The sequence below is a fragment of the Enterococcus sp. DIV1283b genome (assembly GCF_051710965.1).
Taxonomy (GTDB): Bacteria; Bacillota; Bacilli; order Lactobacillales; family Enterococcaceae; genus Enterococcus_B; species Enterococcus_B lactis.
Genome location: NZ_JBIOLR010000002.1, coordinates 15,890 through 38,010, shown reverse-complemented (window position 1 = coordinate 38,010; position 22,121 = coordinate 15,890). Strand labels below are relative to the sequence as shown.

20 protein-coding genes are annotated in these 22,121 nt (G+C 36.4%); all 20 read right to left on the bottom strand.

Annotated elements, in window-relative coordinates:
* A complete protein-coding gene (locus tag IGJ53_RS14380; RefSeq protein WP_259741906.1) occupies window positions 1-1,461 on the bottom strand; it encodes a toprim domain-containing protein in 1,461 nt (486 codons plus the stop codon).
* A 60-nt stretch (window positions 1,462-1,521) separates the two neighbouring features.
* Window positions 1,522-3,894: an ArdC-like ssDNA-binding domain-containing protein gene (locus IGJ53_RS14375; protein WP_259741905.1), complete on the bottom strand. Its 2,373-nt coding sequence runs from the start codon at window positions 3,892-3,894 to the stop codon at window positions 1,522-1,524.
* Window positions 3,895-3,906: 12 nt separating this feature from the next.
* Window positions 3,907-4,101: a hypothetical protein gene (locus tag IGJ53_RS14370; RefSeq protein ID WP_201064671.1), complete on the bottom strand. Its 195-nt coding sequence runs from the start codon at window positions 4,099-4,101 to the stop codon at window positions 3,907-3,909.
* Window positions 4,102-4,237: 136 nt separating this feature from the next.
* Window positions 4,238-4,573, bottom strand: a complete 336-nt coding sequence (locus IGJ53_RS14365; RefSeq protein ID WP_201064674.1) for a hypothetical protein — start codon at window positions 4,571-4,573, stop codon at window positions 4,238-4,240.
* 11 nt (window positions 4,574-4,584) lie between these two features.
* Window positions 4,585-6,177 carry a MobP2 family relaxase gene (mobP2, locus tag IGJ53_RS14360; protein ID WP_201064676.1) on the bottom strand — a complete coding sequence of 531 codons (1,593 nt, stop codon included), beginning with the start codon at window positions 6,175-6,177 and terminating at the stop codon, window positions 4,585-4,587.
* Between the two features lie 18 nt (window positions 6,178-6,195).
* Window positions 6,196-6,618: a hypothetical protein gene (locus tag IGJ53_RS14355; RefSeq protein WP_002296378.1), complete on the bottom strand. Its 423-nt coding sequence runs from the start codon at window positions 6,616-6,618 to the stop codon at window positions 6,196-6,198.
* Between the two features lies 1 nt (window position 6,619).
* On the bottom strand, window positions 6,620-6,916 hold the full coding sequence (locus IGJ53_RS14350; RefSeq protein ID WP_002296377.1) for a hypothetical protein: 297 nt from the start codon (window positions 6,914-6,916) through the stop codon (window positions 6,620-6,622).
* A 231-nt stretch (window positions 6,917-7,147) separates the two neighbouring features.
* Entirely contained in the window at window positions 7,148-7,417 is a 270-nt protein-coding gene (locus tag IGJ53_RS14345) for a hypothetical protein (protein WP_201064771.1), read from the bottom strand.
* A 21-nt stretch (window positions 7,418-7,438) separates the two neighbouring features.
* Window positions 7,439-8,536 (bottom strand): hypothetical protein, encoded by a 1,098-nt coding sequence (locus IGJ53_RS14340; RefSeq protein ID WP_311135314.1) that lies wholly within the window; start codon window positions 8,534-8,536, stop codon window positions 7,439-7,441.
* Window positions 8,537-8,556: 20 nt separating this feature from the next.
* Entirely contained in the window at window positions 8,557-8,787 is a 231-nt protein-coding gene (locus IGJ53_RS14335; protein ID WP_002297493.1) for a hypothetical protein, read from the bottom strand.
* A 22-nt stretch (window positions 8,788-8,809) separates the two neighbouring features.
* Window positions 8,810-9,616: a hypothetical protein gene (locus tag IGJ53_RS14330; RefSeq protein WP_201064682.1), complete on the bottom strand. Its 807-nt coding sequence runs from the start codon at window positions 9,614-9,616 to the stop codon at window positions 8,810-8,812.
* 10 nt (window positions 9,617-9,626) lie between these two features.
* On the bottom strand, window positions 9,627-10,271 hold the full coding sequence (locus IGJ53_RS14325; RefSeq protein WP_201064685.1) for a hypothetical protein: 645 nt from the start codon (window positions 10,269-10,271) through the stop codon (window positions 9,627-9,629).
* 15 nt (window positions 10,272-10,286) lie between these two features.
* Window positions 10,287-11,492, bottom strand: coding sequence for a glucosaminidase domain-containing protein (locus IGJ53_RS14320; protein ID WP_201064687.1), 1,206 nt, complete (start codon window positions 11,490-11,492; stop codon window positions 10,287-10,289).
* On the bottom strand, window positions 11,492-13,516 hold the full coding sequence (locus tag IGJ53_RS14315) for a VirB4 family type IV secretion system protein (RefSeq protein ID WP_438750566.1): 2,025 nt from the start codon (window positions 13,514-13,516) through the stop codon (window positions 11,492-11,494). The genes IGJ53_RS14320 and IGJ53_RS14315 overlap by 1 nt, the downstream gene beginning before the upstream one ends.
* Before the next feature lie 162 nt (window positions 13,517-13,678).
* Entirely contained in the window at window positions 13,679-14,272 is a 594-nt protein-coding gene (locus IGJ53_RS14310; protein WP_002328349.1) for a hypothetical protein, read from the bottom strand.
* Window positions 14,273-14,605: a hypothetical protein gene (locus IGJ53_RS14305; protein ID WP_002295656.1), complete on the bottom strand. Its 333-nt coding sequence runs from the start codon at window positions 14,603-14,605 to the stop codon at window positions 14,273-14,275.
* Window positions 14,606-14,656: 51 nt separating this feature from the next.
* Complete coding sequence (locus tag IGJ53_RS14300; RefSeq protein WP_259741904.1) at window positions 14,657-17,053, bottom strand: pLS20_p028 family conjugation system transmembrane protein; 2,397 nt, start codon at window positions 17,051-17,053, stop codon at window positions 14,657-14,659.
* Window positions 17,050-19,695 (bottom strand): VirD4-like conjugal transfer protein, CD1115 family, encoded by a 2,646-nt coding sequence (locus IGJ53_RS14295; protein ID WP_259741903.1) that lies wholly within the window; start codon window positions 19,693-19,695, stop codon window positions 17,050-17,052. The genes IGJ53_RS14300 and IGJ53_RS14295 overlap by 4 nt, the downstream gene beginning before the upstream one ends.
* Entirely contained in the window at window positions 19,695-21,749 is a 2,055-nt protein-coding gene (locus tag IGJ53_RS14290) for a hypothetical protein (RefSeq protein ID WP_259741902.1), read from the bottom strand. Before IGJ53_RS14290 ends, IGJ53_RS14295 begins: the two co-directional genes overlap by 1 nt.
* A 66-nt stretch (window positions 21,750-21,815) precedes the next feature.
* On the bottom strand, window positions 21,816-22,118 hold the full coding sequence (locus tag IGJ53_RS14285) for a hypothetical protein (protein WP_149558425.1): 303 nt from the start codon (window positions 22,116-22,118) through the stop codon (window positions 21,816-21,818).
* Between the last annotated feature and the right edge of the window lie 3 nt (window positions 22,119-22,121).

Below are 22,121 nucleotides of genomic sequence, written 5' to 3'. Positions count from 1 at the left end.
TCACTCCCTTTCTTGTTGTCTGCCTTGTTGAAACAACATCGCACGTTTTTGCTTTCTGATTGCTTGTTGCTGGATTTCATGCTTCAATTGATCATTCCAATCTTTTTTCACTTCAGAAACGAATTCGTGTTCATGATTTTTATAGCCTTCAAAATAGTGTTTGGCCTTCAATGAAAATTGAATTTGTTCATTAATTTTCCCTTTTCCACGATAAAAACGATCAAAATCGTATGTTCCATCAGACTTTTCACACGATTTTAGCTGCTGAGCTGCTTCTATACATTTTTCCTTTACATCAATAGATTGGGCTTTCTCTTTTGGCGCAAGTCTTTTGGCAAATACTCCCTGGATCTCACCGAACGATACGATTTGGTTAGTATCCTTTAGGTTGTTTTCGATTTTATGAATAGCCATGATTGCTTCAGGCGCAACTCTCATTTCTTTCCCTACTTCTTCATAGATTGTTTGATATTCTCTCGGTACTTGCCAATCGTTGGGAAGATTCGGTTCAAAATACACCGCTTTTCCTGTAAATGGATTCGATACACCAAGTCGGTGTACCTTATCCCAGAATACGTGTCCAGCTCGATCATTATCCACACAAATCTCGATCGATTCTGGAAATTCTTCTTTCGGCGCCAATTCTGTCACCGCTTCTCGAACATAGTGCCCCACTACTGCATCCTTCAGTCCATCCATAGAAACAAGCCATGTGTCTTTGATCATCTCGCGATTTAAAGCAGCGTAACTCAATAAATCAATGGGACTCTCAAAAAATTTCAGATTCTTAGGAGATCCAAGAAGAACATTAAACCCGTGATTAGGCGTAGGATTTATATCTATTCGTTTATCAACACCCCGTTTTCCAAAACGTTCATAGTCTACGATAGTCCCTTGATAAGTTGCCCCTAATATTTGGTCTGTATGACGGTCTTTCCAGGGAAAAACGATCGCATAGTCTAAGCGATCATCTTGCACAATATAATTTTTTCGTTCATTGCGTGGCTTCATTTCCAGGATCAACCCTTGTTGTTCTCCGTAATCAATCAACCATTCAGGAAATTTTCGTTGTTCTTTTAAGTAACTTCGTCCTTTTTCTGTCAATGGTCGATAATCAATTGGGTGGTGCTTATATTCTTGTGTTTCAAAGTGAAGATTTTCCACCCGTTCCACCTTATTTTCGTCCTTTATAATATAATCTAGCGCTGCTTTAAAACGTTGCTTTGGGTTTTGAATAGAATCGTCAATAAAAAACAATTGAGTCAATTCAATAATATCCCCACCAATACCTTGACTGTTCCAATAAAATCGCTGTTTTCTTCGATCGAAAACAAAAGAATCATGGTCTTCTAAACGATAGTCTCGTCCTTTATTGACTACCGCTAAACCATTGTTTCGAGCAAAATCCACAATATCCATTTGCTTGCATCGATCAATGAGACTCATTTTTTTCTCTGTCATTTTCAAACCTCCCAAAAGAAAAAAGACTATCCATTTTTCAGATAGTCTTTCTTGTTTGTTTTATACTCGTTCTTTTTGTGACATTTGTTGTTCATAATAGATTTCCTTTTTTCGTTTGGCCACTTCTGATACAGTTTCTTTTGAAAAATGGAATGGATTTCCTAGCGCAAATTCTTCTGAAGGTAACGCCGTTTGGATCTCTTTCCCATAACTTTTTCCTTTTAAAATCACTTGATTATGCTGCGGATCTTCAATAAACGCCGCATCCTTCAAATGTAACGTTCGGCCTGTATCTTCTTCCAGGACTTTCCCGTCTTTCTTGTCGATCCAAAGTGAACCAACAGGCACAATATTCTTTTGTTCTGCCGTTTCTACAGTATTTTTATGCTCCTGCTTCACTTCTGCTGGTTGGATCTCTGGTTCTCTTTCTCTGTATTGATTGATTTCATTAGAAATGGTTTGAATGAATTCATTTGCGACACGGCCGACATCATTCATGATTTTCCCACGTTCCGCAGCTTCCTTATCATCCAACGTCTGACCATTCTTCGTCCATGCTGCAATATAAGGAATAGCTTTCTCCGACGTGTCCATTCCAAAATGTTTGCACACAATATAAGAAGTCATTTCTGCCTGCAATTCTTTAGTTGCGGTATCTAATTCTGAAAATTTGTGCATTCTTGCATGGGCTAATTCATGAATACTTGTAGCTAAATGCTGCGTAGGAGTATTTCGAGTATTCATGACGATTTCTTCTTCGCCAGTAAATTCGTTACGAACGTACGCCCCACGTGCTTGTCCTAATTCTCTTTGATAGACTTCACTTTCTGTCATATCTCGAATTTGAATTCCAATATTTTTGGCTACCGCTTGAATCCCAACTTGAAGTTCTGTCTGCCCTGTTTTATCCAATTGAAAATCAAAGACGCGGTTCGGGAAGATTTTCGGATAGTCTTCAGGTTTTAACTGTGTTTGTGTGATATCAAATACTTTTTCAATCGTGTAGTAAGGTTTTTTGATCACTTCGATTTGGCCAGTTTTGATTCGTTTTTTATCTTCTGGTGTAGCCTCTGTTTCTCGAACAAAGCCACGGCCTTTCTCATAAAATCCTTTGACCGTTTTTCTGACAAAGATCTTGTTCCCTTGTTCCCCTTTTTTGATATAGATTCCTTCTTTTTTCAATGCGGCACGACCTAAACAAGCCGTTGCACCTGGAAATTGTTCCTCAATCAATAACTGATTTCTAAAGGATCGTTCTGGAAAACGCGACATAAAGTTCAGAAGTTCTTTGACGTCTTCAGGAGAATGGGTATGTTTTTTCACCGCATCCAGCTCCTGTTGCGAAAGGGATTTGACTTCTTGCTTGATCTCTTCTGCCGTTCGTTTTTGATAGCCCTTTTGTTTTGTTTTTGTTTCTTTCGACTTCACTTGTTCTTTTGAAACAGGTTCATTTTTGACCGATTGTTTTTGTTCCTTCTCAGGTACTTGTTCACACAATTTAGCTAGCTCTGAATAGATGGGTTGATTACTGTTGACACCATCCCCTAGATCCATTCGGATCTGATCCACCACTTCGCCATTCTTCACTTCTTCAAAATAGAATTTATAATAACCTTCTTCTGCAGCGTATTGGTTATCCAACGTTTTAAGTTGATCGATCAATTCGAATGTTACGATCTCCCCACCATAACTTTTCAATCCTTTTTCTGGATCATTTTCGTTGAATTCTACTCGATAGAAATGATCGTTTTCTTTCTCCTTCAGAGAATCAGTTGGCGCAGCCTCTTCAAGTAATTCACGAACAGCTGCTTTTTCCTCTTCCGACGTGGCTTGGTATTTTTTAGATTCCTCAAATTCCCCGTTTTCATTCAGTTCTAAAGCGACTTTTCGATAGCCTTTCAGAAAATAAATGGTCGGATTTTTTTTCCATTGCGTTACTCGTCCGCTGTCAATGATCGCTTGTACTTCAGTGAGGATATTTTCTTTTCCTTTTTCTGATTTTTCTTTCAGCTGTTCTAATGTTTCCAACTTCCGTTGATATTTTCGGATCGTGGCAGCTGAAAAAGACGATTCACCTTTTTCAAAGCGTTCAATTTCTTCTCTGATTCTTGGAATATTCTCGATCGTCATATCCAGTCCGCCGTACTTGTTATAGCCCATTTCCTTTAGCTCTTCTTGTCTTTCAAGTTTTTCTACCTGTTTTTCTTGTTGCTTGATCTTTTCTCTCAGACTATGCACTTTGTTTTCTAAACGTTCTTGTTGCCTAAACCAAGAATGCCCATTTCTCTTATCGTTCATTGGTTGACCGTTGGTCTTTCTTTGGTGTTCAAACATCTTTTCAATTTGTTCGTTTAATTCATTTTGCAATCGTACTAGTTTTCTTTTGGATTTTCCCAAGCGACTATTGTCTAGTGGTTCTTTTTCTTCTGCCATGTCCGTTTCCTCCTAAACAAATGGATAATTTTCTGCCGCATCGACGAACGTCTTCGTAGTCAGATTTAACGTTAAAATATCGCCACTTTGATAAGCTTTTGCCGCTTTGTCTGTGACGACAAAAGCTCTGCCCGTTTGAATTTCTGTCACAAAAACGAGATTGTCTCTGCTTTTTTCAACAACAACTCCAATCGTTGAATGAACCATTTCTGCTTCCTCCCTTCTCTTTCTTTTGATATAATGTAGTCGCAAATCGCACCACTCAATGAATTAGCGGAAAACAATTCATTGAAAAAAAGAGTCCTGGACAATCACGTTCAGGACTCTTTTTTTCACTTAATAACTAACACTCTGTGAGTGAAATAGACTCTTTTATGCTTTTACATGGAAAGTTATTAATTCCCTCTTCATTCATTTCCCAAGTAGTATAATAAGGCGCTAACTTGCCCTCATATTCTTGAATGATAAAATATTTTTCACCCTTCACATGATTACAACAATACACACCAGCAGCTGGGTACTCAACGACTAAAAATTGATTTGGATCAAACTGTTCGCTTCTCAACATTTCTCTTATCTGGAACAAATGCTCTTTTTCTAAACAATCGGGAAGTTGTTCGATTCGTTCTTCTCTTAATGATCCTTCTATAACTTTCCATTGATCTAAATATTGTTTCATTGCTATTCCTCCTACTGTCTTTCTTGTTCCATTTGAATTCTTCGTTGTTGCTCTTCGTATGCTTTACTTGCGTGGTATTTTTCTTCATGGGCATTAATCGTTCGATTTAATTGACGCAAACTCCGTTGCGTGACAACTCTTTGTTGGAATTGTTTCCTTCGCTTCATGAATTCTTCGTAACTATACTTGTATTCATTCGTTGGCAACTGTTTAAGTGTTCGAAAGGATCGTTCATTGTAAATAGATTGCATTTGATCGACACTTTCTATTAATGGTTTTATTTGACTATCCTGTCTCTTCAGTTCTGTTAGGATGGCATTTCCTGTGCGCTTTTTTAAATCAAAGAGGGCGTTTTTCTCTGCATCTTTTGATTCTCTTTTGCTTTCCCCATAAAGATTTTTTGCTTCTTCTTTCAATGCTTTTGAAATCTGTATATATTCTTGATATTCAGGTTCTTTTGTTAAAACATATTGGGTTAACTCATCGAGTTTCTCTCTTGTGTATGGTGAAAGTTTAGTTCGTTTTTCATCCCCATAATGCCATTCCGAACGTTTGTCAGGTAAGGTTTTATATACTTCATTTAATAAGTTCATTGCATGTCGATCGTAACGCGCTGGCTCTTTTACCACTTTTGTTAAGGTGTTACGCAAATCACTTTTCCGCGTCAATAAATTTCGTTTCTCCATGCCAATCATTCGATCCTTTTCATAAGAAAAACGTTCTAACTCATGTACATAATTGGTCTTCATTGCGTCTAATGTTGCTTGTCTTCTCTTACCTTTCGGTACGATATAACTCACACCATTTTCAACCTCCGTGTAAGGTTTACGCGTATTTTCTTTTTCAACAACTGCAAAATGAATATGGATATGTTTGGTATTACGGTGAATCGTTGCCATCCAGTAGCCTGTTTCGTTCAGTTGCTCTTTCTCGAATAATGTCTCCATCATTTTTCTTCCAGCTGCTTTTAATCCTTTTTCATCTAAAGTATCTGTTTTGGGATCGTACAATCCTATTTTTTCAAGATACGAATTATCATGAGAGACAACATCTTGATAAATGATTGAGCCTTTTTGTTGTCCTCTTTGGAAGATTTGCTTAATCTCCTTCAGATCACTTCCTTTTACTTCGTCTGAAGCTATAGAAAAAACTCCAGGAAGATTTCCTGAAGCTTTTTTATGGGGTTCTGTTTGATATTTTTTCATTGCTTGGTTCAAGCGTTGGTATTCTTTTTGTTCACTTTGCGTAAGTTCTTTCTTTTGTTCTAACGCATAGTGACGTGTCATATAAGAAAGATAATTGGTAAAATCTTGTTCCTCTAACTTGTCAAAATTGATTCCATGTTCCATCAACGATTGAGCTTCATTCGACGTTTCACTGAATTCTTTACCCGTCTTACTCTCCGAAAAAGTTTCTCCTTCAGGAATATAAAACTCCTCTAAAGCATTCTTGATTCGTTGAAGTTCCTGTTCTTCTTCGGGCGTACGTCGTTCCTGTTCTTCAAGAGCCTGTTCCCTTGTAATATAGTCAATATAAGTAGAAAATGACTTTTTATTCGGCAAAGTAAATTGACAAGTGAGAATAACTGAAGGCGATTGAGTCATTATTATCCTCCTTCATTTTTATCTTTTTAGAATCTTCGTTGGATCAAATGGATCTACTCTGGCATGAACAGATTCATTCACAGGTTTCTTCAACTGAGGGGAATATTTTTTTGTTTGATTGGATTTAATTTTTCCTTCCACTCGTTCTTTTGCTTCTTGATAAACAGTTGAATTTTTACCAATTAATATTCCTGTATCTTTCAAATGAAGATCCGCAAACTCTGAAACCATTTCGGTTAAAATAGAAATTTCTTTACTCATTCCATTCAACTTTGCTTGATTGGAATTTACTTTTTTCTCCACTTCTGGATCATAGTTCATACATAAAAAGCGAACAGCTTCACTATAGTTTTTAACCTCTGCATGAGTAGAAATAATTTCATCCAATACATCGATATGTGTTTGGTGAAAGTAAATGTGTTTGTCTATAACCTTTGCCATATCAAAGTTCACTTCCTCTATTTTGCTCAATCAAGATTTCTATAATACGATTATTTTGGCTAACATATTCTTCTAATATCTTTGTGTTATAACTTTGAATTTCTGAAAACTTTTCTAATAACTGGTCAAACTTTTCTTGTTTGTATTCCATCAAAGGACGATCAAAATCATTTTCAACGAGTAGCTTTAAATAATCATTACGACTCCATTTATTTCCTGTACGATTACTTAGTTCAACGCATCTTCGATCAATTTCAGAAATGAATTTTGGATCTAAATCTCTAATTTTAACATTCATAAATATCCTCCAATATAATATAGGATAGTGAAAAGGAGCCTATCCTTTTCGCTATCCTACCTCTATCCTTTTACTATCCTTTGCTATCCTTGTACTATCCTATATATTGGTATTTTGGGGTCATTTATTTTTTTCAGAAACGTGATAGGCACAGCCTATCCAACCACTTTTTTTTAAAGTGGGGTCACGTTTCCTTATGCTCTTTAATAAATAAGGTGTTTAAATGGAATTTTATGTTTTAGATTCCTTGAATTGTTCCCACTCATCAATCAATTGACTATAAGTAGCCATTAATTTTTCTTGCTCTTGTTGCTCTCGAATCGACAAAAAATCAGTTCGATTCATTAATTCTAAATATTCTGTTCGGTATTCAACGTTCATCGTACCCGTTTTACTACATAGTAACTGATTATGACGTTCTTTCACTTTGAATAACTGCTCCTTCTTTAAGATTTTTAACCCCATGCCAACTATAAGCACATTTCTGTATAGAAGAATCATTTTCAAAAAGATTCTCCATAATTATTTATCTTTAATTGGAAGTTCTAAATCACTACTGTTCCAAAAAATGTATGGTTTATTTTGACGAATGTTACTTCCATCTAACCACAATTTTCCGATGCCATATCGTAGGCTTGCTTCGACTTCATAAAAATTGTAGACCTCTTTTCTTCGGTCTATTGCTTTCATTTCCTGGCCATCTTTTAAAATAGATCTGATGCCCTTAACGGTGGATTCATGGATACTCATGTGAACGATATCCGTATTGATCAATTCGTCATATCTTCCAAAATCAACATAATACTCATAACCAAGAAGTGTCGGAATCAGGTCAATCTCAATTTCTTTTTCAATTGAACGTTTAATAAGTTTCGTGGATACATACCCTACCAAAAAGAGAATAATACCCACTTCAAACAAATACATGTGTCCATTTACAAAGTGAACAAACGTCATTAAAAATTCCTTCACTCCTTTTGTTGTTCTTCCAGATTGTTCGATTTGTTTTATTAGAGACGCTAGGATTGCATTTACAATAATAAAATCGAATAGGCTTTTGAAAAGTTTTCCCGTTGTTAATTTTTGCCTGGTAAATTGCATGACTAATTGAGTAAAAATAGACAATAGCATGACAAAAATCAACGTCATTAGCACTGTAAAAATGTCTGCTGCTGCAATCCTATTGTGATCATTTATTAAGTAATAAGCCGTTCCAAATATGCCTATAGAATAAATGATTAAATCGAAAACAAGTCGCACCACGTAACTACAAAGGTTTCCCAGTGCCCATAATTGCAGCACCCAAAATTCCTTTCGTTTGCTATTTCTTTTCAGAGGAAGCCAGGTGTGTTCAATCCAGTCGTCCGATTTCATTTCGATTTCTTCCTTAAATTCTTTCTTCTTTTCTTGCCAATGAGGAGGCATAATTTCGTTGATCTGTATGCATAGGTAAAGTAACATAACACACGATAACGTACTCATTAACCCCTTAAGTAACAGATCTTCGTCAGAGAACAAAAGAAAAAGCGTTCCGACGATCACGGACACACTGACGAAAAACCCAACGATAAATAGGGCGATATAGCTGATCCATAAAAACTTTTGATACGTTTTTTTCACATAGAACCCACCTTAATTTTTTATTTATTATCAGCTGTAAAATATTTTTTAGCAGCTATATATAGAGATTCAAAAGATCTCAATTTTAATGTGTCTAAATTCTTTCTACCATTTTTCAGTTCAGATATTGTCGTGTTAGATAAATTCACTTCTTGACATACATCTTTGACTTTTACAACTTTGAGATAGGCTTTAATCAATACTTTCTGCTCAGCGAAAATATCTTTGCCGACCAAGTTCGCTCGCTTCATTTCTTTCACTCCACCTGTTCTACTAAATATTTTCTTTTGTAATACGATCAATTTTTTCTTGAAGTTTTTGAATGATCTCTTCTTGATCTTTCATTTGCGTTTTCGATGTTTCAATTTCTTGCTGGTAACCATTAATCTTATTTTCAGTATTTTCCTGATCATCTGCGACTTGATAAGGCAATTGATCTTTTAGTTTCTTCACTAATTCTTCATTCAAATCAATGGTTGCTTGGAAGGATTCAATTTGTTTTTGTGCTGCTTTTTGTTCTTTCTTGTATCCTTTCACTTTGTAATTGATCGCATGTTGTTCATAATCTTCGTCTTTCACGTGATCTTTGACCTTATCTTCGTGAATATAAAAAATCAGATCTTGCGGTTCTTGCATATCCACCTTTGAATCAATTTTTTCAGGAATAATGGTTAATCGCATAGCAATATATTCTTCTGGTACATGCGATAGCTTCACTGCAAAATAATCATCAGAAACTTTGATCACTTCGGCTTTTATTGCTTGATAATCCCCTTTAGCTGTCTTTACTTCTACGCGATAATTAAGATTAGCCAGTTCTTTTAATAAGCTTTGATCTTCATCGTCGATTGCAAATTCAAAAACTAATTGCTGGTTCGCTCCTTTTTCTTTTGAAACCATCGTCAGTTCCTTCGTGTTTAAAAATGCGTTCGTGCTTACCTCATCTGGTATGTCTACCTTCTTATGAGTATAAATCGGACTAGCAAGAATCAAAAATCCGAGAATCATAAAGATCCCCAGCCATCTAAGATAACTTTTTCGTTTTTTGAAACGTTGTCTTGCTCCTTTTTTCTTACTCATTTTCTTCCTCCTAACGAGTGAAATAACTAAAGTCTGTGACTTTCCATTGACCATCTACTTGTTTTTCAGTGACAGTTAATCCACCTTTTATTTTTTGCGGTTTGACATCTTTGAATTGAGGATTGCCGATTGTATAATCAACAAATACGACAAAATTTTGTTCCTCTTTTACACTGCTTGTTTGAGCGTAAGTTTGCACGTCACCTAATGTAAAGGAGTAACTTCCGTAATCATCATGTTGGTGATCATCGTCTGCAGGACTTAATTTGTCAATCACTTCTTGGGTTGCTACATCTTTTAGTTTTTCCGTTAATTCATTTCTACTTAATGATTTATCAATGGCCAATTTACCAAATTCTTCTGCCGTCTTTCTTTGTGCTTCAGTTACTTCCTCTTTTGCTTTTGTGCCATCTTGTTGCTTCAGCTGATCGATTTCTTGGTTTTTCTCATTGATGGTTTGATTTAACTTGTCGATCTTCGCCTGTGTCTCAGAGGAATTTTTTTTGAGCTTCTCAGACGCGTTTTTAGCCACTTCTTCAATTTTATAGGTATTTGTCTCTTGTTCCTCTTTCAGCTGCCAAAACAACGCGATATTGCCGATTAAACTAACGCTAATTGCAGCTGTTAAGACAATTTTTAAAGTTTTATTTTCCATATTTTTTCTCCTGATCTATTTTTTGCTGCTATTCAAAAATGGTAATGGATCAATCCATGTACCATCATCTGTGAATGCGTGTCCTTGTGCTTGACGCCAATCCATTCGAGTGAAACCTAAATGCAAGTGTGCTGTATCTCGGATCCCGATTACTTGACCAACTTTCACCTGATCTCCAACCTTCACACGAGAATTTCCTGTACTATTCGCAAATTCTTGATATACCATATTCAACCCGTCGTAATTAATCACGATCACACAAGCACCTAAACCTGAAATACCAGGATTGCCAACGTACACGACTTTTCCTCCATGCACCGCGTGAATTTCACTTCCTGGATGATCAACTGAACCAAAATCTAATCCATCATGGAAGCCATTCGGACGGAATTCACCGCCTGGATTTGTTCCAAATAATTGACCACCGCTGAAGGTACTTTTATCTAAACTGCTGCCAGGGAATGGATTCGTCCATTCACCAGTAATTGTGCCATTATCATTACCACCTTCACCCCAATGTTTCATCGCGAATTCATCATATTCGGTTAATTTATTAGAAGTGATAATTGACATACAACCTGTATAATACGGACTATCTTCAGTAATTCCTGCAGTGGCATAACCACCTCGTCCTAAGATCAATAAGCTTGCGCCAGGGCTTTTATTTCCTACACATGCATTAAAATTTGATTGTGTGGCTACCATAAAGCCGTAATAGGAGAATGCAGCTTTTGAGTTGGGAAACTTCATGTACCAGCCCCCTTCAATGCCACCAATTCCTCGTGCAGTTCCTTTAGGAAACAGACAACCATCAAACCAAGTAATCCCAAAATAGTTGAGATCATTTCTTGCGGACGCCGACGTACCAAACGCTGATTCATAACCGTATTGCGAAAGAATCACACTTGGTAATAATTTATATTTCACTGCTGCACCTACAGCATATTGCGCAATCTCATCGGAAAAAGGGCCTCTTCCTTTGATTTCTTTATAAATGGGTAATCCTTCCGAATATTCTCCTGTAAAAGCTTCGCCACCACTACTTGAATCTGAATCAGAATTATCAATCGAACCCGCCGCAAGTATTAGAAAAAGGGTCACGAACACAGTGATCAAAATAGTAATCAAACCTGCAGAAGTACCAAACAACCACAAAAATAAGCGTCGCTTTGCACGACGCTTAACATACTGCTTGATTAAACTTTCATTTTGGTTTTCCATTATTTTCCTCCATCAAACAATTTTAATTGACGTTTGTTCGGACTAAAATGAACACGAATGGTTTCTTTTGAGCCAAAATTGATCACAGCGTCTCCTTGATTTTGTTGAGGAATGGATTCTAATTCTGAGTTCGTCATTGATTTACCAACTAATCCTTCTATATGACGTAAAATAGATTCATCCATACGCATAAAGATCTTCGTAGAAGAAAATTCAAAGACTTTCTTCAGTTTCGAGAAGTTATCAGAAGACATATTTTCTGGCACCATTTCTTGTGGGGATTGTGTAGCTAAAACAGTCATTGCTTCTACTTTACGCATTTCTCGTTGAAAGTTTGTGACATAATTTACCGTTTCAATAAAATCTGGATTAATCGCATTATGGCACTCATCAATCATCGCCAAGAAGCGTTTGAAGTCTTGTTCTTCCATTTGTTTTTCTTTAATTAAACGTCGTTGTCTTCTTCCTTGAATCAATGCCTGATTCCAAATCAACGTCATAGCCATGTACATTTGACATTGTTGTACCCCTCGATCTAAGCCTGTAATAGAGTCAATGTCAAAAAAGACCAACTGTTGTTGGTCAAGGTGTCGAATCGTACTATGACCATCAAAAATCATGCCATACGTCTCACATAAGGATTCTACGATGGATTCCATTTCTTCTTTTCGATTCTTTTTCTCTTGGGAAGCACCTGGTAATTCCAGTTGTCCTAAAAAGTCTAAAAATTCTTTGAACGTCGGATAAGCTTCTGGATCTTTACCTGTGACTTGCGTATCAGTATTTGAACGCGAATTTGAGGAAGTAAAGCCGCGTGGTACTGTTCCATACTCTTCATAAAAACGATTTAAGTAGGTCTTAAATTCTGCTTTCATCGTTCCTTTTAGCTGAGGACTCACTAACTGTACCTGATAGACCACTTTGTCTAAGTGCGTTTGATAGGACGCTGCTTCATTGATCTTCAAATCTTTGACTGATCCATCGTCATATAAACTGGATGCTTCATCATACGTTCGTGTGGCAAATATCTCTAAAGGATTGATCATCCCGTCAGATCCGTCTAAACGCACCATAATACCGTTATATTCCTTTAAGAAAGGAATAAAGTCTTTTCCCTTTTCAAAGCCCCAAATAAAGTCTCCTGCAGCTAAATGGGCTTCCGCGATCATTTTAAGAACGGTCGATTTACCAGCTCCCATCATTCCTAGAAGCAATGTATTAGTAGACAACCGTACACTATTTTTATACGTCGCATTCCAGACAAATGGGCCGCCTGTCATGGTTTCCCCATATTGTGTACCTCCTGGATCTTTTAGCGTTTGGTGGTGGAACGGGAAACCTCCGCCAATGTTTAACGATGGTAGTGATTGCCCTTTGATATTTCCGAACCATTCAGCTTGTTCATCGAACATGGTAAACATCGATTGCCAATCTCTTTTCGTTTTGTGCAGATAGGTCACTGCACGATAATCCATCCCTTTTAAATTTTCAATCAGTTCCTGCGCTCGTTCATCTACTTCTTGAATCGTATTTCCGTAAACATGTACTCTCACTTTGACTTGCTTAGAAATTTCCCCATTAGAAGTCAATTTTCGAGCATATTCTGCTAGTTCCAGGTATTCTTCTGCGCTTTTATTTCGGTCAGTCGCTTTTCGTTCATTATCAGATCGATCATTTAATTCATCTAAAGCACGATTGATTTGATCAATCACTTTTTGTTTTTCATCTGTGCTAACATCGAGTGTGGCCACTGTATGAGGATTGTTCATGAGATTGGCCAACCAAAAAAGAGTAGGATTTTTTGTGTAGTGATAAACTGTCACACACCGTGAATAACCATTTCCATAGGTCACATACTCTTCATCGAAATTTAATCCACCTTGTGGCATCACTTGTTTTAAAAAATCTAAATCATACCCTTTGGATTTTAAAATTTCTATTTCCCGATTTTCTAGTTGCTTTAATGGATCAAGTACTTTTTGATCATTTTGTGGTGAAAAAGCTGTTTTAATCGCTTCTAACATGTACAGTCACCTCTTCTTGTTTGATTCTTTACTTGGTTAAAAGATTGCCCTTTTCCCAACTTACCCAGGCTTAAAGTGTGAGGAAATTTTCTAGTGGTCTCTTCCTTCGGAACATCTTTTTCTAACCATATCAACAGATATTTCATTCTCTCTTCTCCATTCCTACTCATCATTCATATTATTCATTCGATAAAGAATCTTGATCAATTCTTTTTTGTAGAGTGGTTTTAACCCTAAAATGCCACTAGATCGCATTAACTGACGGTTTCTGGTTTGTAAATCCTTGATTGTCTTTCCTTCAATGATGAAAAAGAAGCTTAAGTCAGGACGTTCTTGTTCTGCTCGTTTCAATTCCTGGATTTCCTCTACTAATTTCTTTTCATATTTTCTTAATCGCTGTAGATTTCTTCCTAAGGATTGTTCCATACGATTTTTATCTAATAACTGCCGCTTTTGCACGATTTGTTCCGTTAGATCCGTCTCTGTGGTCAAACTAACTAACTTAATTGTTGGCACATACGTACGCATGACGGTGGTCAACTGATTCATTCGTTCTAGTTTCTCTTGTTCGTTTAATCCTTCCACGTCTGTAGAAACTACACGATAATAACGTTGAAAATGATCTTCTTTAGTAACTAAGACTCCCTCTTCTGTACAGGATTTATAAGGAAATAAATCCAAGATAGATCGTTCTTCTGGTTTTCCAAACTGCAAAATAGATTTCTTATCAACTGAATTTTGTCCTTTGACTCGCATTTATTCATCCTCCTTATACGTACCATGATAATTTCGGTTGGGATCTAACGCATGATAGTGGTTCTTATCCGTAAAGAAAATAGATTCGATAATCGCAAAAATTTGTCGTTGACCTGGGTTATTATAGGGTCGCCAAACAATCACTAGAGCTATCGCAATCCATAAGCCATAATTCAAGAGTGCAAAAAAGAGTGGTAAGTGGACAAGATTATTGACTATTTTCGCCCAAAAAAAGCAACCACCAAGCGTTAATAGATCTAAAAAGAAAAAGGCGAAAAACTTCCATTCCCCACTAAATCTTGGAGGATTTTTCATGTTAATATATTTATCCATAAATGATTTCTCCTTTTCATACATAGAAAAAAGGCCTAACTTGTAGGCCTTTTATGGTTTGATATCCTGTTTGATATCCCTCAATAGTTGTTCTTTCAATTCATTGTTCCTGTTTTTAGTTTCTCTTGTCACATTTATTTTTGTTGGTGCAGTAAATGCCACATTTGCTGGCTTGTAACCTTTATGAACGTTTTGAATAGGTTCTGGTGCAGCTTCTCTTGTCACAATATTTTGAACGGACGCATTCTCTGTCTCACCACTTTCAGATAAATTGTAAGAAACAGTTGTCAAATTCCCATTTTCAGGCAAACGACTTGGTTTCATTTGAACAGTACCTGCAGTTGATTGGTGAACAAAGCTTTGATCATTCTCTTTGAATTGATTCAAACGACTATCTTTCGTTGGTAAGTTTTCTGCCTTAGGCAAACCAACTTTCGTTGATTTTTCAGTTCCAACTTCGATTCCATTATCATTTGGCAAATCGATGGAATCCTCATCCGTTTGTACTTCTTGATTTCGTTTTGGTAAATCTGAAATGCGTTTTTCGTTTTCAGAATTAATGTTAGATTTATAACGATATTGTTCTGGATCGGTTTTTGGTAACTGACCATGTTGTCCTTCTTCTGAATCTTTTTCTCCGATCGAATTTTCGTTAGAATGTAACTCATCTTGGTGATCTTTGGCTGAAGGAATCGCTGCACCTTCTTGATTTTCTTTTTCACTTGTTGTATTTGCCTTCACTGCTGCATTGACTTGTCCTTCACCATACGCATCTTTTAGTCCTTCTTTGACTTCTGAAGCTTTTTCTTTTTGTTTTTCTAGCGCTTCGGATGGATTCTTCACAGCTTCAGCCAATTCTTTAGCTCTCGTGCCGTCTAATTTCTCTTCTAAGGTGTCTTTGGCTTTTTCTGTAAGATCTTCAGCTGTTCCTTTTAACCCACGTTCATTGACGTAACCAAGACCTTCTGCGGCTTTAGAAACACCATTCTTCGCTTTCCCAAACATTTCCGAAACTGTTTTCTTACTATTTGGCACAGTTGGCACTTTATCGTCTGGTTGTTCTTCCCCGTTATCAGGAGTAACATCTTTTCGATTGCCAAATCCATTTTTACGAATATCATTTAAATTGCTTAAACCACTCTTACCAGCACTTGCAAGGTTTTTAGCCCCACTACCCACATTTTTCGCAATATTTCCTAAGGCAAACATGCTAAGAAGAGAATTACTGCCGTTTTTCAGACTCGTATCAACGCCGAAAATTTTCGTAACTGATTGAGAGCCTTTGAATAGCGCAATGGTTAGTACAATCAAAGCGACAACATACAAAAATCCGTTGATCTTGCCTGCTGCGTGCAAATCACCAATACCCGAAAGCATCAATGTATAGATTCGTAATTCTAAAATCGTAAACGCCAATAACAAGAAGGATTGAGAAATATCTTCTATAGCACTTTTCATCCGTTGTCCTGTCTCAAAGTCCGTTGACGCGGCAATTACTAAATAGAATTTTTTAAATACTAGCTCAATAATGCAAGTAACAATCGTAAACAAGATAAATAAATAGGCAACCGACAAAGAAGATTCACCAGCTAAAATAATACCTGGACTACTAATGTATCGGCGATAGCCTGAAGTATACACATATTTTGCTAACCCCTCATCACTAATCTCTACAGGGATTTCTTTCCCATTATCATCTAGTTCTAATCGATATTGTAACGCTCTTAGCCGATCCTTTTGTATATCTGATAGCCCGCTCTTATCTTCATCCGCCATCTTAGCGGCTTCCTTAGGAATAATCACTGAATTAATATTTGCTGTTTTAAAGTTTTTCGCCGTGAGAGCATTTCTTTTATCTGTTGGTAGGGATTCTACTTTATTCGGATCAGTTTCTAGTAGCGTACTCACATCAATCACATTATTTTGAATAATTTGAAAAGCAGGTGAGCCAGATTTATCCGCTTTATTTGCTGCAGTCACGTCTCCGTAAAAGTTTTTACTAATATTTAGCCCTTCATCGATTAAAGAACTACCACCAAAAATCAAAATCATGGCCATAAATAGATTAACCAAGATATTTTTGATTTTTGGTGGATGTTTACTCATAAAAAATTTCAAGCCTAAATAAATTAATGTGACGACACAAAAAAGAGCCAATACCTTACTAATCAAACTTTGAAACAGTTCATTAACACCAGCGGCGTTCAATAAGTCTTTTAAATCAAAGCTTTGATAAATTGTTTTTTCTAGTAAAGTATTGAGATTATATAACCCTTTAATCAAACCCCATAGAAAAGTATTACAAATCCAACTGAATACATCTTGATACTGCAGATAATTACCATAATCTTGTAAGACTTTCGTTACGGTTTTGGGATCTGCATCCCCATCCCCAAATAAGCCTGACCACCAGTCGGCAATGCCGGAAAATATTCCTCCTATAATCATTCTTTCACCGCCTTTTCAGCTTCCAATAACAATCGTTTTCCAATCATTTCTGAAATTTCTTGATTCTTGATCAACTTTTCAACATATTCTTGAAGACGATCCGTTGCTTGTTCTTCGTAAAATTGAATTAACAATTTTTTGGCCGTCTCATTTTCAAGAGATTGAACGATTTTATAAAACATATTTTCTTCGATTTTTTCTTCCAATTGTTCATGCAGTCCATGATAGAGATTTCTAGCATCTTCATCTGGTAAGAAATAATCATAATCAATCTGTAATGCCTTTAAATCGAGATCTGCGTGAGTACAATAAATATCGATATCATGAATGGTTCGTCCTAAGGTGTCGAAATCTTCAAGATACTGATAAGCATAAGGACTATTTGTTTTTTCAGAATTAAAAATAGGATAGGGTCTTATCTTGTTTCCTTTAAGATCTTCACGCTTTAACGGTGCAAGGACAATGGTCTCTCCTTTTAAAAGACTCCTAATTCGTTCGGGAGGCAAAATACGATCTGAATCAACATTACGATTGATATGTGTGTTCATTCCCAAAGCATTGATCGTACTATTTTCTTGTTCCACTGTTTTGTTGCCGACATTTTGAGAAAATTCTTCAATCGTATCTGTATTTGAAGACATAATATAGATATGTGTTTGACAATTTTCTTTGATGATATCTGCATTATCTTCACCATATTTCGCACGTAGTTGTTTATATGATTGAATAAACAGATCCCATAACATATTACGACCTGCCGTAACCGTCATGATTCCTTCCATGTTGTCCATAGGTGGCATATTTCCAAATTCATCTAAAATGAAATGAATTCTACGGTGACATTTATCACCTTTAGTCTTAACACATTGTGTGGATAATTCTTTATACAACTGACTAAGAAAAATGCTAACAATGATATGATTAGATGGATCATAATCAGGTGTTAACATAAAAATAGCCATTGGTTTATCGGTATAATGCATCCGAATAGACTCTACTAGTAAGTTACTTTTACTTTCATCCAGTTTGAGAATCGCTTCTTTTTCCCATTCTGGCAAATGAGTTTCTCCTCGTTTTTTTCGATAGACGATTTTTCCCTTTTCATCTTTCAATACTTTTTGAGAGAACTCATACCAGGCCACATATTCTTTTCCCTGGTGATCATATTTTAAGCAAACTTGATCCCCTTGCTCTAAATGACAGTCAAAATTAATTTCACAAAATCCTTTATAACCTACTTTGACACGTTCTTCATGAAATTTTTTTCCATCATGATAGAACTCTACACCAATACGTTGATTTAATAGACTTTCGTGTAATTTCAAATCTAAATATTTGGGAAAACCAACCGATTTATAATCAATGGTTGATTGAGAAGTCATTTTCGCAATTTTCGTTAAGGTAAATGGGTTCAATCCTGTAATTGCCGTCGATAAAATATTTCCTTTTGCTTTATCAGATCCAATTTTCGTTGCTCCATATTGTTTTTTTGCTAGATTTCCAGGTGGCAACTGATTCATAAACTCATCTAAAGCATTGAGTTGCTTAAATTCATTAGTAGGATCTTGATAATTGAATCCACCAATTTCTGAAAGTAGTTCAACGAGATTATTTGGTGTTAATTTGGTGTAATCCCCTGTTTGATCCGCTTGTTCTAACAACGCAAAAATAAGCGCATTGACAGCTTTTTGCGCATTTTCGTTGAAATATTTATTATCAGAAGCATTCGCGTCATAATAAATCGTATTTGTAAATGTATTCGCTAGTTGCGTAGCGGTATCCACGTCTCCTCGTTGCCAATATTTCACAATTAAAGCCAAAGGATTATCACTCATTGACTGTAACGGTTCAGTTAGATTATAAGCATAAACATCATAGCCTCTGGCTTCTAATTCGTCTTTGCTGGCTACGTACAACTCATTTTTAGGATCATTGACGACCAATGAACTTTGTTTTTCTGCACGAGATAAATTATCAATAGTCGCTAATACTTCAATCTGCCCTTTCCCTGATCGAGAAGTACCAATAATACAGGTATTGACGGTATCCGTTTGGATATACCAGTACTTTTTATAGTGAGTGATAGGAATTCCACCATATCCAGGAAAAGAACCTTTCGTATCCGGTATCTGAGGATAGATCTGTTGGATTTCTTTTAGCGTCATTAACCGATTATCCCCTTTTTGTCCATCGGCTAACGGACGAAACCACATATCCATTTTCAATCCCATAAGAACAGCTGGAACAACGCAAATGGTGGAAACAACTAATCGTGTACCTAAACTTGTTGTTGGGGTCAAAGGATTCCAAAAACCAGCTGAATCAAAATGAAAAATCTGCGGTATTTTCTGTATCTGAAAAAGATTCATTCCTTGTGAGCTTCCTTGAATGATTTCAAATCGACTGAGTAAGCTTCCTTGAATGATTTCAAATCGACTGAAAGCTTCAGGTATTCTTGTCACTAAATAATCTAAAGGGAGATAGACTAAACCACTATACATTATTTTTTGTTTGATTCGCTTATCATGCTTGCCTGGTAATCTTTCACCTGCTGGTGCATAGCGATAAAAATGTGATAGATATTTCTTTTTTTCTAGATTAAAAGGTTTGTCTTTTCGTTTCGTTGTTTCTCTAACACGCATTATTTCACCTCATTTGATTCTGAACTTTCGGAAGTGTTTGATTGTACAGTTGAATCGCTTGATCCTTCTTTAGCCTTACTAGGATCACTCTCTTTGCTGTTTTCCATACTTGACTCTGTTGTTGACTGATTGGTACGATTCAATAATTCTTCCAATTGTTGTTCATACTCTTTTCTTGCTTGTTCCTGGGCTTCTTCCTTGATTGACGCCGTTGTGGCTACAGAATCTGCCTGTGAAGATTGATTGATATGATTAAAAGCAAATACTGTTCCTCCACCTAGAAGCAAGCTTAAACTTGCAATACATCCCACCATCCATCCGTTAAAGGAACGCTGTGGTGAAGGAGTTTGATTGTTCACTGGCGTTTGAACAGCAGCTATTGAAGGCGTTGGTTGAGGTTGTGCTAGATAATTTAACTGTGCTTGTCGCAATGTATCCATTTGTTCTTGACGTTCCTTACGAGCAGCTGCTTCTTTTTCCTTTTCTTGCTCTAACCGTTGCTTTTCTATCGCCATTTTTTGTTCAGCAAGATCCTGTTCACGTTTTTTTATTTCTAATTGTTCACGCTCTTTTTCTTTTTGCCGTTGTTTTTCTTCTTGTTCTTTCAATTCTTGTTGTTGAATTTCATACTCTTTTTTCCATTTTAAAATTTGTACTTGTAATTCTTGCTGGATCTGCTCATGTTTTTCCATAAGAACTTCAGTCGTTGTTTGAGATAGCTTATTCAGTTGCTCATTTAATTCTTTGCTAATCCTTAGCTTATCTGTACGCAAACCTCGGTAAAATTCTTCTTTTCGTTCTCTTATACGTTCTTTTAACAAGTTTTCTTTTTCTTTTGATAGCGCTTCTTGATTCGTCTTAGTAAAATTGTTGATCTTTTCTACACACAAGGAATAAGCATTGTCGCGTTTCTTTTCGTACCGCTCTTTGATTTTTTGTACTTCTTCTTCAATCACTCGTTGTTCTTCTTTATTTAGTTCCTCTTTTGCTCTCTCCCAATTCGACGACTGTTCAGTCGCATACTCATTTATTTCTTGATCTGTTTCCTGTTGACGTTCTTCAAAAGTAGCTAATAAATCTTCTTGTGCAAGCTCATGCCAATTTGTTGATTGGACAGACTCTAACTGTTCTAAAAGTGTGCCTTTACCCTGTGATATCAATTCTTCTTTACTCTCTAGAAATGCTTGATAGGTTTGGGGTAATTTATATTTCGAATAAAGCTCATTTAAAAATAATTTATTTTTTTCTTTCATCCATTCATGCTCTGGCGGATATTGATCCAAAATATAATCAAATACAGTTGCCTTTTGTATCTCTGTTTCGTTTTTCTCTACTTCTTCACTGATAAGTGGTTCAATATATTCCTGAGAATCCCCTTCAGTCCATGTTGGCTCTTCATTAGCTTCAACTGGATCAATTTCTACTTCGGCCGTCTCTTCATCCTCCATTGTTTCTTCAAAAGGATCTACCTCCAATTGACCCATCACCTCGTTCTCTTCCTCAAATATCGATTTATGAGTCGAAATGTCAACTTGTTCGTCAGCAATACCTTTCTCTTTTTCTTTTGATTCATCCTTTGGAAAGATTGGGCGTTCCCATGGTACTTCTTCGTTTGCTTCGACTTCACTCACTTGACTAACTTTTCTTTGGTCGGTCTCTAACTCTTCTTCTAAAACTTGTAGAAGTTTCTCGTTACGATAAGACTCTTCCACACTCATGGTTTCATCCGTTTCTTTAAACACATCCAGGCGGATTAAATCCATCAAGGTAGGATAGAAACCTTCTGAAATTTGATAATCCAGCGGCCCAAAAACGTATTCTGTACCAGCTTTCTCTATTTTTCCCTCTGTGTCATGTAACGTGAGAGTCAACTTAACAGAAGATTGACTTTCTTGTTCCAGTACTTTCCCTAACACATGTAGCTGTTCTTCCGTTTCAATGACAGAATATTTAATTGTTTTCGGTAAAAAAGAAGTACGCTTTCCTACTTCCTTCGTTGCTTTTTTTATTAACTCTTTATCTGTTTTGGTATTGCCTGCAATCGTAAAGTACATGAATATTCTCCTTTCATAAAAAAGGAGTAAAAAGTAAATGCTACTTTTTACTCCTTCATTTTGTTTTTAAATTCCTTGTGGCGTTTGACCAAACATTCCAAATAACGAAAGCACAATAGAACCAGCAGCTAAAATAATTCCTACCCCCATCAATACATAACCTACGTGCATCTTCCCATTTTCAGCGCCTCTTCGGCCAAATAAGAAGAAAACACCCCCAAGAACAATGGAGGCAACGGCAGCAGCAGCCGCAAAAATCATCATATTATTTTTGAAACTAGTTGCTGCAGTTTGTAATGCTCTAAAAATATCAACTGCAGCTACTACTTTCGGTTGTGTTAAAAAATTCATTGTAATTGATTCAAACATAAA

Bases quoted from the DNA above. Each gene is read 5' to 3' on its own strand.
- IGJ53_RS14380 (WP_259741906.1), bottom strand. From the start codon at position 1,461: ATGACAGAGAAAAAAATGAGTCTCATTGATCGATGCAAGCAAATGGAT.
- IGJ53_RS14375 (WP_259741905.1), bottom strand. From the start codon at position 3,894: ATGGCAGAAGAAAAAGAACCACTAGACAATAGTCGCTTGGGAAAATCC.
- IGJ53_RS14370 (WP_201064671.1), bottom strand. From the start codon at position 4,101: ATGGTTCATTCAACGATTGGAGTTGTTGTTGAAAAAAGCAGAGACAAT.
- IGJ53_RS14365 (WP_201064674.1), bottom strand. From the start codon at position 4,573: ATGAAACAATATTTAGATCAATGGAAAGTTATAGAAGGATCATTAAGA.
- mobP2 (WP_201064676.1), bottom strand. From the start codon at position 6,177: ATGACTCAATCGCCTTCAGTTATTCTCACTTGTCAATTTACTTTGCCG.
- IGJ53_RS14355 (WP_002296378.1), bottom strand. From the start codon at position 6,618: ATGGCAAAGGTTATAGACAAACACATTTACTTTCACCAAACACATATC.
- IGJ53_RS14350 (WP_002296377.1), bottom strand. From the start codon at position 6,916: ATGAATGTTAAAATTAGAGATTTAGATCCAAAATTCATTTCTGAAATT.
- IGJ53_RS14345 (WP_201064771.1), bottom strand. From the start codon at position 7,417: ATGATTCTTCTATACAGAAATGTGCTTATAGTTGGCATGGGGTTAAAA.
- IGJ53_RS14335 (WP_002297493.1), bottom strand. From the start codon at position 8,787: ATGAAGCGAGCGAACTTGGTCGGCAAAGATATTTTCGCTGAGCAGAAA.
- IGJ53_RS14330 (WP_201064682.1), bottom strand. From the start codon at position 9,616: ATGAGTAAGAAAAAAGGAGCAAGACAACGTTTCAAAAAACGAAAAAGT.
- IGJ53_RS14325 (WP_201064685.1), bottom strand. From the start codon at position 10,271: ATGGAAAATAAAACTTTAAAAATTGTCTTAACAGCTGCAATTAGCGTT.
- IGJ53_RS14320 (WP_201064687.1), bottom strand. From the start codon at position 11,492: ATGGAAAACCAAAATGAAAGTTTAATCAAGCAGTATGTTAAGCGTCGT.
- IGJ53_RS14315 (WP_438750566.1), bottom strand. From the start codon at position 13,516: ATGTTAGAAGCGATTAAAACAGCTTTTTCACCACAAAATGATCAAAAA.
- IGJ53_RS14310 (WP_002328349.1), bottom strand. From the start codon at position 14,272: ATGCGAGTCAAAGGACAAAATTCAGTTGATAAGAAATCTATTTTGCAG.
- IGJ53_RS14305 (WP_002295656.1), bottom strand. From the start codon at position 14,605: ATGGATAAATATATTAACATGAAAAATCCTCCAAGATTTAGTGGGGAA.
- IGJ53_RS14300 (WP_259741904.1), bottom strand. From the start codon at position 17,053: ATGATTATAGGAGGAATATTTTCCGGCATTGCCGACTGGTGGTCAGGC.
- IGJ53_RS14295 (WP_259741903.1), bottom strand. From the start codon at position 19,695: ATGCGTGTTAGAGAAACAACGAAACGAAAAGACAAACCTTTTAATCTA.
- IGJ53_RS14290 (WP_259741902.1), bottom strand. From the start codon at position 21,749: ATGTACTTTACGATTGCAGGCAATACCAAAACAGATAAAGAGTTAATA.
- IGJ53_RS14285 (WP_149558425.1), bottom strand. From the start codon at position 22,118: ATGTTTGAATCAATTACAATGAATTTTTTAACACAACCGAAAGTAGTA.